The 10,221-nt window shown below is 42.4% G+C and carries 9 protein-coding genes; 3 read left to right on the forward strand and 6 right to left on the reverse strand.

Annotated features, from left to right (window positions below):
- Positions 1–3: 3 nt before the first annotated feature.
- Positions 4–582: a uracil-DNA glycosylase family protein gene (locus tag J5X92_RS19775; protein WP_126872801.1), complete on the reverse strand. Its 579-nt coding sequence runs from the start codon at positions 580–582 to the stop codon at positions 4–6.
- A gap of 115 nt (positions 583–697) precedes the next feature.
- Between J5X92_RS19775 and J5X92_RS19780 the strand changes: the two genes are divergently transcribed.
- Positions 698–1,012, forward strand: coding sequence for a pyridine nucleotide transhydrogenase (locus J5X92_RS19780; RefSeq protein WP_126872800.1), 315 nt, complete (start codon positions 698–700; stop codon positions 1,010–1,012).
- A gap of 53 nt (positions 1,013–1,065) precedes the next feature.
- Here the strand turns inward: J5X92_RS19780 and sthA are convergent, their stop codons facing one another.
- From sthA to J5X92_RS19795, 3 genes are all read right to left on the reverse strand, one after another.
- Complete coding sequence (sthA, locus tag J5X92_RS19785) at positions 1,066–2,493, reverse strand: Si-specific NAD(P)(+) transhydrogenase (protein ID WP_126872799.1); 1,428 nt, start codon at positions 2,491–2,493, stop codon at positions 1,066–1,068.
- Positions 2,494–2,706: 213 nt separating this feature from the next.
- Positions 2,707–3,834, reverse strand: coding sequence for a fatty acid desaturase (locus J5X92_RS19790; RefSeq protein WP_126872798.1), 1,128 nt, complete (start codon positions 3,832–3,834; stop codon positions 2,707–2,709).
- Positions 3,835–4,159: 325 nt separating this feature from the next.
- A complete protein-coding gene (locus J5X92_RS19795) occupies positions 4,160–5,533 on the reverse strand; it encodes a DsbA family protein (protein ID WP_208806368.1) in 1,374 nt (457 codons plus the stop codon).
- A gap of 323 nt (positions 5,534–5,856) precedes the next feature.
- On the opposite strand from J5X92_RS19795, the gene fabR reads away from it, so the two are divergent.
- Positions 5,857–6,477 (forward strand): HTH-type transcriptional repressor FabR, encoded by a 621-nt coding sequence (gene fabR / locus J5X92_RS19800; RefSeq protein ID WP_126872796.1) that lies wholly within the window; start codon positions 5,857–5,859, stop codon positions 6,475–6,477.
- A 48-nt stretch (positions 6,478–6,525) separates the two neighbouring features.
- On the opposite strand, the gene trmA is transcribed toward fabR, so the two are convergent.
- A complete protein-coding gene (gene trmA, locus J5X92_RS19805; protein ID WP_208806369.1) occupies positions 6,526–7,620 on the reverse strand; it encodes a tRNA (uridine(54)-C5)-methyltransferase TrmA in 1,095 nt (364 codons plus the stop codon).
- Positions 7,621–7,777: 157 nt separating this feature from the next.
- Between trmA and J5X92_RS19810 the strand changes: the two genes are divergently transcribed.
- On the forward strand, positions 7,778–9,055 hold the full coding sequence (locus J5X92_RS19810) for a DUF5610 domain-containing protein (protein WP_126872794.1): 1,278 nt from the start codon (positions 7,778–7,780) through the stop codon (positions 9,053–9,055).
- A gap of 37 nt (positions 9,056–9,092) precedes the next feature.
- Here the strand turns inward: J5X92_RS19810 and J5X92_RS19815 are convergent, their stop codons facing one another.
- The gene (locus J5X92_RS19815) at positions 9,093–9,557 is read right to left on the reverse strand and encodes an RNA-binding protein (RefSeq protein ID WP_013782662.1); all 465 of its coding nucleotides are present in this window, start codon (positions 9,555–9,557) and stop codon (positions 9,093–9,095) included.
- Positions 9,558–10,221: the final 664 nt, after the last annotated feature.

Here is a 10,221-nt window from a genome sequence, read left to right on the forward strand (position 1 = left end):
GTTTCACTCAAGTAGTGGTGTTAAGCGCTCTACCACGTGGGGTAAATATTCAGTTTCAAACCAAGGATGCTGTGCAAGCCAGCGGTTGTTTCTACCAGACGGGTGGGGCAGCACAGCAAACTTCTCGTCACAATTGTTCTTTATAGCGTCTGTTAATGTTCGGTACTTAGGTAAGTAGTATTGCTGAGCATATCTACCGACAAGTAGAATTAATTCTGGTTGAATGGCGTGTAACATCTTCTCGTGCCAAGTGGGCGCGCATTCTTTTCTAGGCGGCGCATCGGCCCCATTTTTGTAGCCTGGAAAGCAAAACCCCATAGGCATAATGGCTAATTTGTTTTCATCATAAAACGTTGTAGTATCGATGTGTAACCACTGCCTTAGCCTTTCACCACTTTTATCGCTGAAGGCTTTTGTGTTTTGATGTGCGATCAGGCCGGGCGCTTGACCAATTAGCACAACTTTTGCCTGTGGCCCAATTGAGAAAATTGGGTTCACGCCATAGGGAAGGTGTTCAATACACAATGAACACTGTTTCGCCTCTTTTACTAAATCCTCAAAAATAATTGGCAAATTTCTCATAATATTTCACTTTGTAATATTGCTGTCATATTTACGTGATCCGATTTGACATTAAAACGTATATACATTATTATTGGATCATCGCAGTAATGAACTGCTGAACAGGAGAAAAACCATGCGTAAAGTAGTACTAGGATTAACCTTAATGTCCGTCTTTGGTATTGCGCATGCGGGCTCTGGCGAAAACCAGCTTTTCGATTGTATGGACGCAAAATCGTTCGAATTGAATAATGAATGTATAGCTGAGAACATCAACAACAACATTCATTTCCGTGATGCACAAACTGATTTGGTCAACGTTGCCAGCGAAAGTCTTGGAGACTACGCAATTGCAACAATGACATTCGACCAAGAAAAGATGCAGATCGATATCGTAGCACATAGAGATGCGCTTTCAGCGCTAAATACTCTGGCTGCAAACCGAGATTAATCGCACTAAAAAAAACCGGCATCAAGTGCCGGTTTTTTTGTGCCCAAATTTCCTTAAAATATCCTATTTAGTCCATTTATTGCTGCTACGCGATAAGCTTCGGCCATGGTGGGATAATTAAAGGTTGTATTAACAAAGTAGTCGATGGTATTTCCTTCGCCTTTTTGCTGCATAATCGCCTGCCCAATGTGCACAATTTCAGATGCACGTTCTCCAAAACAATGAATACCTAAAACTTTCTTCGTTTCTCTGTGAAACAGAATTTTTAAGCTACCCACCTGTGTTGACGCAATCTGCGCACGAGCCAAATGCTTAAACTGGGCTCTACCCACTTCGTAAGGCACTTTTGCGGCGGTAAGCTCTTGTTCTGTTTTACCCACCGAACTAATCTCTGGAATGGTATAAATGCCAGTGGGAATGTCAGCCACTAATGCGGTGTGTGTGGTTGCCCCTAACATGGCTTCAGCGGCAAATCGGCCCTGATTGTATGCGGCAGACGCCAAGCTTGGGTATCCGATAACATCCCCTACAGCGAAAACGTTATCTACTTGGGTTTGGTATTTCTCATTCACACTGAGTTGCCCGCGATTATCTGCTTTTAAGCCAATGGCTTCTAAACCCAGCATGTCAGTGTTACCGGTACGACCGTTGGCAAATAACAAGCAATCAGCTTTCATTCGTTTACCAGACTCTAAGTTCAACACTACGCTGTCTTCTTTACCTTCCACCGACTTATAAGTTTCGTTATGCCTAATAAGTACGCCGTTGTTCCAAAGGTGGTAACTTAGCGCATCTGAAATTTCGGTATCAAGGAAAGACAGAAGTCTGTCTCGCATATTCACGAGGTCAACTTTTACGCCCATGCCGCGAAAGATACTGGCATATTCCGATCCAATAACCCCAGCGCCGTAAATAATGATGGATTTAGGATCGTGATCAAGAGATAAAATCGTGTCGGAGTTATAAATACGAGGGTGACCAAAATCGATATCGGGTGGCGTGTAAGGGCGAGAGCCAGTAGCGATTGCAATCTGTGCTGCTGTTAAAATATCTTTCGAACCATCATCACGGACAATTTGTAAGGTGTTGGCATCAAGGAAACTGGCTTCACCATGATACAAGTTAACGCGGTTTCTATCATAAAATGACGATCTAAGACGAGTCTGACTTTTTACGACCCCACTGGCATGACGCATTATTTCTGCAAATGTGAGGCTTCTGCTTACATGGTTATCAGCAAAAAGGGGAGAGCTATTATATTCAATTAAGCGGCTTACTGAATGCCTTAACGCTTTAGATGGAATAGTGCCCCAATGCGTACACCCACCTCCCACGGCTTCGTACCTTTCTATTACGGCGACTTTTTTGCCAGCTTTAGCCAATTGCATGGCTACACCTTCGCCTCCAGGTCCTGTACCTATAACAATGGCATCGTATTGGTAAGAAGGGGTTGCTGGTTTATCTTTTTGCTTTGTCGCCATAACTACATCCTATTTTTGAGTGGCCGCGCTTGTCGTAAAATAACAATGACTAATATTCTACGTTACTGGGTTTGTAACTCTAACTCTAGTGCTAATCGCCAAATAAACAAAACCCACATGAGCAAAGCGCATGTGGGTTTTTAAAATAGTATAGAGGGTGTGGACCTTTACTGTACATCAAATGTCAGTAGTCCCTAAGCTGGAGCCAACAATTTATGCGGCTTGAAGCGATAGACTCTGTAACTGAAGCCACTTTTCTTTTTGTACAGCGAACGCATGCTTAAGCTCTTTATACTTATAGGTAAGCTCTAAGCCTTCTATGGTACGTTTGAGTGATTTTTGTTTTACTTTCATCAAACGCTTTTTCGCCGCGTAGTAATCAGACATACGTTGCATAAGTAGCTCATACTCTTGCTCAATGGTGTGCATGAGCTCTTCTGCATTCGGTAATACAGAGACCTGTTCGCTAGCACGTTGCAGTTGCATCGCCGCTCTCGCTTTTTCAATACGCTCTTCAGGTACACGACGCAGGTTGTGCGTAAGCCCCACGTAAGAAAGCCCGCGGATTAACCATTTTGTTGGATCAAACTGATACCAACGAATACCGTTACGATAGTCGTATTCAAAAATATGGTGGTAGTTATGATAACCCTCGCCGAAAGTGAAGAATGCTAGTACACCGTTATCTCTGGCCGTATTTGCATCAGTATACGGCTGGTTTCCCCAGAAGTGCGCGAGGGAATTAATGAAGAAAGTAACATGGTGAACAAGTACTAAGCGTAGTACACCAGCCACTAAAATCATGCCTAGGATGTCGCCATTTAACCAGCCCAAAAAGCCAGTAACGCCAAAGTTAGCAGCAAGAACGATTGGCAGGTAGTAGTTGTGTTGCCACATAACCACTTTATCTTTCTGCAAGTCTTTACAGTTTCTGTAGTCGTCATATCGCTTTTCTTGATACTCGCGAAGCATCCAACCAATGTGTGCAAACCACAAACCGCGCTTTGCTGAATAAGGGTCTTTGTCGTTGTCATCTACGTGACGGTGGTGAATTCTATGATCTGAGCTCCAGTGCAAAATACTATTTTGCAATGCCATTGCGCCGCCGATGGCAAGTATTACGCGCACGACAATATTCGCATCATAGGTTTTATGTGACCAAAGACGATGGTAACCGGCAGTAATTGACATACCAGTGAAATAAAATAAGAAGATCGCAGTGCCTATTTCGGCCCAATCAATTCCATGATTGATAACCCATACAGGTACGCCAATAAAGGCGATGGCGCCGGTAATTATGAACACTAAGACATTCGTCAGGATAAGAGGTGGTTTTTTCATTTTCTACAACTCAGCTTACAACTGTGCGCTAATTTATCGTTTTATTGCTCATCAGGCAAGCAGAATGGACAGAAGTTCTGCTTACGTGTGTAAACTTTAATTATAGTAAGCTTCAAGAAATTGCCTACTACACTTTATGCTTAGGGAGCCTTATCGCTGTTTATAAAGGAAATTATTGAATTACTAATATCGGTAGCCGCTTCAAGTTGGGGACTGTGACCCATATCTGGCAGTCTTACAGTATTTTGCTTCGTGAGGATTGCGTCATAACGATTGCTTCATATTGTTGAACTCTACCTGGTGCCAGTTAGTTTAATTGTCCACTTCATTCATCTTGTGAACTACCTACTGCTTGGCGAATGTCATGCATTGCTTTATCAATAGGGGCTACTTTATGCAGGGTAAGGTTTTGTCGAATGACATCTTCTATAACGAATAACCTATCTTGGCCCCATACCTGAATATCTTTATATCTGAAAACGGGCACACCCCAGCTGCCGTTTTGGTAAATGTCCGATTGGTTTGCAGTGACCTCATTTTTCCAGTCAGTATTGGCTAAGTGTCGCTTTGCCTCCTGCCAAGATAGCCCAGCGTCTTCTACTATTTTTTCCATTCCGCTGTCTGTATCTGCTCTAACACCGTGTGCATTTACCGACTTCGCAAACGAGAGTAAATAATCTAGGTATTTATTATTCGCCCGAGCATAGGCTAGCAACGCATAGCATCGCTCTACACCTTCACCTAACGGATCAGCTAGAAACCCATAATTAATCCCCAGTTTCTGTGCCTCGCGTTTTGTGTCTAGAAAAATATAAATGGCTTTTTTAGGGGGAACATATAACCCACGCATCATCATCGGCAATACAGGTTTTACTTCAATGGGGATGCCATAGTGTGTGGTTAGTTTTACGGCCTGCAGCAACGCAATATAAGAATAGGGGCTACGGGCAGACCAAAACAGGGTTAAGGGCTCACTGTATTTTTCCTTCTCTTGAGTAAAGTTGAGAGGCTGTAATAGCGAAGTATAGGTTTTATCAAATTCGATTTGAGGGTTGGGTTGTATGCCATAGCCTTCATCAATAAGTCGACGTTCTAAGTGATCAAGCCTATCTACACCCCAATACCATTCACCATCGTAAAAAATCGTGGCGGGCAGATAGTGACCTTTCGAGGAAAGCTGATGTAGGTGTGCTTCAAAGCGTTTTTCCAATGCCGCCTCATCAATGCTAGACGAGGCATCAATATGGTCACCTTTCCAATAGGCAAGTAGCAATTCAGCAATGCCTGTCCATGAAGCGCCTTCATCTATTTTTTGCTGAACGGCACAGGACGCAGTAAAAACTGAGCGAGCTTCGTGGGTAATCTCAGTAGCAGAGCACGGAAAATGAAGATGGTAAACGTTGGCTAAATGCATCGCATCATTAATTGAATGCTTATTCCACATAGTTAATTCAGGAAACATCACGGGATCTGAATTGATAATGACGCGAGCTGTAATGGCTACGCGATACTTTTTTTCGAGTGTCGGTAATGCTTGAACAAGTAGGAATGAGTAGGGGTCATCTACTTTTATGAAAATTTCTAATTTAGGTACACCACGCTTAAAAAAGCGTGCACAAGTATAATAGCGGCGTTTAATACTTAGTAGCGTGTTACTCGAAATGAACCGTAGCACGTAGGGCTGAATACTTTTTTTCATTATTGGGTCAGCTATTTTTGTTCATGTAGGCCGATAGTCCTATAACCCCATAGTCCATCATTCCCACAGGAAATAATGAGATAAATTAATTCTGGCTATTCACTCTGATAAAGTCCCAGTAATGCCTTACAGGAGAATAGCGGCTACATAGTTAACAACTTGTTAAGAGTTGAATGTACAGTAACAACAGTTACTATAAAACGCTATGGAGATAATAATGAGTAAGTGCTAATAGCGTTTATGCCTAGAGCCGAATTAATTTAAGCTTCTCCCCATAGGCACTCATGCGATAGACTAGTGAAGACTAACAAACTGGTACTATTGTGACTCGTCAGGAACAAAAGCTTAAAACCCGCCAAAATATCATTCATGCGGCATTCCTATTACTGGATGAAAATCGCAGTTTGTCTGCTATTAGTTTACGTGAAGTTGCTCGAGAAGCAGGCATTGCGCCAACGTCCTTCTACCGACACTTTAAAGACATGGATGAATTAGGGCTCACGCTGGTGGATGAAGCTGGGTTAGCTCTTCGCCAGTTAATGCGCCAGGCTCGCCGTAGAATTGCTTCAGGTGGCGGCGTAATTCACACGTCAGTTGAAACCTTCATGGAGTTCATCTCTGCTAACAAAAATGTATTTCGATTATTGTTGCGGGAACATACAGGCACGTCAGCTGCATACCGAATGGCGGTTTTTCGCGAAATTCAGCATTTTATTGAAGAGCTAACCGATTACATCATCGAGCAACAAGGCGTGGAGTACAATATTGCGCAGCTTCAAGCTGATGCGATGGTTAGATTGGTATTCAGTGCTGGTGCAGAAGCGTTAGAAGCTGATACTAAGTTGAAGATAGAAATTGGCGAAAGGGTTAAAGCCCAATTACGTTTCGTGCAATTGGGCGCAATGTCGAAGCTTGCATCACAGACATCTTCCGACGCATCTTAAGCGTTAAAATCTAAAGTTGCTGCAAATCCATTTGCAAAATACAGCTCGTTACTTTTTAGTAAGTAACACACCTGCTTCTATATGGTGGGTGAATGGGAATTGATCGAACAGCGCCGCATTTGCTACTTCGTGAGTTTCACAAAGCAGGCTTAAGTTTTCAGCTAAGGTTTCAGGGTTACAAGAAATATAGATAATATTATCGTACCCTTGAATCATCTTTAGTGAATCTACGTCTAACCCTGCTCGAGGTGGGTCAACCAATACAGTGGTAAAATTGTATTCAGTTAAGTTAATACCTTCTAGACGAGAGAAGGTTCGTTCCCCGTTCATTGCTTCGGTAAACTCTTCAGCCGACAACCTCACAATTTTCACGTTATCTAAGTGGTTTGCCGCAATATTGTATTGCGCCGCTTGTACCGATGGCTTTGCTATTTCGGTTCCTATCACATTGTCAAAGTGAACCGCCAATGGCATCGAGAAGTTTCCGGCGCCACAATACATTTCGAGTAAATCCCCAGTTAGGGGAGCAGAGCATTCAAGTGACCATTCAATCATGCTGCAATTTACTTCTGCATTAGGTTGGGTAAAGCTATTTTCAATATGTTTGAATTCAAACTCACGGCCGTTAATAGGTAGTCGCTCTATAATAAAGTCGTTCCCTACAATGCGCTTTTGCTTTCGAGCTCGCCCAATAATACTCACAGCCGTAAATTGGGTAGCTAAAAAGGTGCGAAGTAGTTCAGCTTGTGCTTGCCATTCGTCATCTAGTGGCTTGTGATACAGCAAGCTAATAACCAATTCACCGGATAATCCAGTTAGATAATCAATTTGAAACAATTTTTTACGCAGCAGCTCGTTTGGCTTTAAATAATCAATTAATTGCTGCATTGCCTTGTTAATGGTTTCACTAGCCGGTGGAAATGTATCTACGCGGTACTTCTCTTTAGAACCTTGATCGAACATGATGTGATAAAGATCGTCACCGTCGTGCCATACACGAAACTCAGCCCGCATACGGTAGTTTTCAGGTTTAGACGGATACACCGACAGACTCGGTGCGTTAAACGGGGTAAGAAGAGTACCTAACCGATCCACTTTCTCATCGAGTTGAGCTTGATAGTCTTTTGCAGTGGTGGTTGTCATGTGGTTCTCCGAACATCATTTAAATAAGGCTGCGAATTGTAGTGCCTTATATTATATGTGCAACGGATAAAACTCACAGAAGCAAAAATTTCGTATTAAAATTAAACAATACGTGATTGGTGCCGATAACTTGATTGAGGATAGTGAGGATCAAATTATGAACGTGAGTCAAATTAAGGCTTTCATGGGCGACCAGAAAGTGGATGAAAAGGCATCGGTTCACCCGAATGAAGCTATAAAGAAGCAGCTTCAACAGGAAGGCTTACAGCAAGCAGCCGAGTTTACCAAACAGCATTCAGCAACGGTCACCGTGAATAGCACGCAGACCAGTATCGGCTTAAAGGTCTTCAGTGGTAGCTTAAGTCAAAATGTGGTTGTTGATGGTAAGCGCCCTAATGAAAGCAAGCAGTCTGAAGACGGCGAAGAAAATAAAAGCTTATTCGATTTCGAAAAAGTTGCCCGTAATGTACTTGGGTTCGTGACCGGAGTCATTCAAGGTGCCGCTGATGGTGGTGCGGATGACGATACCCTAAAAGGGTTATTTGGTCAGGCCCGTGAAGGCGTAAGTCGTGGCTTCGCTATGGCTGAAAAAGATCTCGAAGGTTTTATGAATGATGAGATTGAAGAAGGTGTTACTCGTAGCCGTGAAATGATAGACGGCGGCATTAACGATTTAGAACAGAATATCTTCAATCCGAATCCAGTGAGTGTGAGCGAGCTTAACGCGGTATCTGCATCTGATGCTAAATCAGGAAGCTTGCTCATTCGAACCAAAGATGGGGATGAAGTAAACCTTAGCTTTGAAAGTATCAGACAGTTTAGTGCTGCTAGTCAGGCTTCGCTATATATACCCGCGAATGACGATGCTGAAGCGTCTAGTTCGAATACAGATTCAGTTGTGGCGCAGCAGTCATCTCAATATGAATACTTTGAGCGAAGTGGCATCAGCTTTTCGTTAAAGGGTGAAATAGACGAAGATGAAATGACAGCTATTGCAAACCTTGTGGGTGAAGCACAAGACTTAGCCGATACCTTTTATAGCGGGGATATGGATAAGGCGTTCGAACAAGCGTTGAATTTAGGTTTCGATGACAAAGAGTTAGTTGGGTATGCGTTGCAGTTAAACCGCACTACACAAACCGAAATGGTCAAGGCTTATGAGAACGTAAAGCACTACAGTGAAGAAGGTGAGGCTGAAAACCAATACGGTAATGTAGTAAGCCCAATAGCACAGTATCTAGAAAAGATGATGTCTACGTTCGAAAATGCCGAGAATACCTTAGGCGCTGGAGATGACTACAATACATTGCTTGCAGGTATTATTAGTGAAATGAAAGATGTACAAATACCTGATTTAGTTTCAGCTATAAATCGTTTCCATACGTTTAACCAAAACTTATTAAACGCGATGCCACAGCAAGCGGCTTCAGAATAGAGTAAAAAAAACCTGGGTCATGCCCAGGTTTTTTAATTTATACTTGTTCTACTTTGTCTTTAGCTGGTCTAACTTTTAATGTTCGCTCTTGGAACACTGAGTCGTTAGTCTTCGCTATTACTGGGTCAAGGTCGCTAGTTATCACTTCAATAAAGCCATAACCTTTTCGCTTGCCAGTTTTTCTATCCTTCATGAGTCGGACAGACTGTACTTCGACAAAACTACCAAAATACTCTTTAACCGCAGATTCGTTTGCACGATACGGTAGATTACCCACATAGAGTGTTTCAGTGGTTGTGCTGCTGGTGGAGGGCGCAGCTGTTTCAGAGGGGGAATTGTTAAGGAGTGAAGCTAGCCACGGGGTTAATATACCGCTTATTAATAAAGACGCTGAAACCGTTAACGGAACGTGCGCTTCTATACTAGCTGATGAAAACAACAGATATCCTGCGATTGCAAAGATAGCACTAATAACAGTGCATTGAATAAAGCCTACTTTCATATACCTACCTTTCTAGTGTTTATTATCATAATAATGAAGGCTGGTTATAGTTTACTCATTTGTAACAATTAGAACAATAAAATGTGAAAGAACTATCCTAAAGTCCAATGGAATACACCTAAATGATGTAAAAATAAGCGTTTGAGGGTGAAAGTGTTATTAAATGCAAATAAGTGCCAAATAACGGTTGATCTTTTACGCCACCTATCTATAATGCGCTCCACGTTTTGAGGGGGCTTCAGGCATTCACAAGACACAGTGCGCAACCTTGAATTAAGACTGATTAAAAAGTTAAAAATCTAGGTTGACATCGTAACTTAACGATGTAGAATGCGCGCCTCGCTTCAAGGAGTTGGTAACAACACTGGAAAAGCAGTTTTCATTAACTCTTTGGAGTTAACAGCGCTTCGAAAAGAAATTTACGAAAAACGTTGACACTGAAAACGAAACGCGTAGAATGCGCATCCGCTTCGAAGAGAAGCAAAGCAAGAAAGACGCTAGCAACTATATGTAGCCTGAGTCCTCCTTGCGCAGAAGTCCCGACCGAAAGCGTCGCGATTCTGCACCACGTTCTTTAACAATTTATAACAAGACAATCTGTGTGGGCACTCATTAAGAGTGTCACACAACGACGATTCATATTCGATATATTTAATTGAAGAGT

Origin of the sequence: Alteromonas sp. K632G (assembly GCF_017653625.1) — a bacterium.
GTDB classification, from domain to species: domain Bacteria; phylum Pseudomonadota; class Gammaproteobacteria; order Enterobacterales; family Alteromonadaceae; genus Alteromonas; species Alteromonas naphthalenivorans.

Excerpts from the sequence above, each read along its gene's own strand:
- J5X92_RS19775 (WP_126872801.1), bottom strand. The coding sequence starts at position 582 with ATGAGAAATTTGCCAATTATTTTTGAGGATTTAGTAAAAGAGGCGAAA.
- J5X92_RS19780 (WP_126872800.1), top strand. The coding sequence starts at position 698 with ATGCGTAAAGTAGTACTAGGATTAACCTTAATGTCCGTCTTTGGTATT.
- sthA (WP_126872799.1), bottom strand. The coding sequence starts at position 2,493 with ATGGCGACAAAGCAAAAAGATAAACCAGCAACCCCTTCTTACCAATAC.
- J5X92_RS19790 (WP_126872798.1), bottom strand. The coding sequence starts at position 3,834 with ATGAAAAAACCACCTCTTATCCTGACGAATGTCTTAGTGTTCATAATT.
- J5X92_RS19795 (WP_208806368.1), bottom strand. The coding sequence starts at position 5,533 with ATGAAAAAAAGTATTCAGCCCTACGTGCTACGGTTCATTTCGAGTAAC.
- trmA (WP_208806369.1), bottom strand. The coding sequence starts at position 7,620 with ATGACAACCACCACTGCAAAAGACTATCAAGCTCAACTCGATGAGAAA.
- J5X92_RS19810 (WP_126872794.1), top strand. The coding sequence starts at position 7,778 with ATGAACGTGAGTCAAATTAAGGCTTTCATGGGCGACCAGAAAGTGGAT.
- J5X92_RS19815 (WP_013782662.1), bottom strand. The coding sequence starts at position 9,557 with ATGAAAGTAGGCTTTATTCAATGCACTGTTATTAGTGCTATCTTTGCA.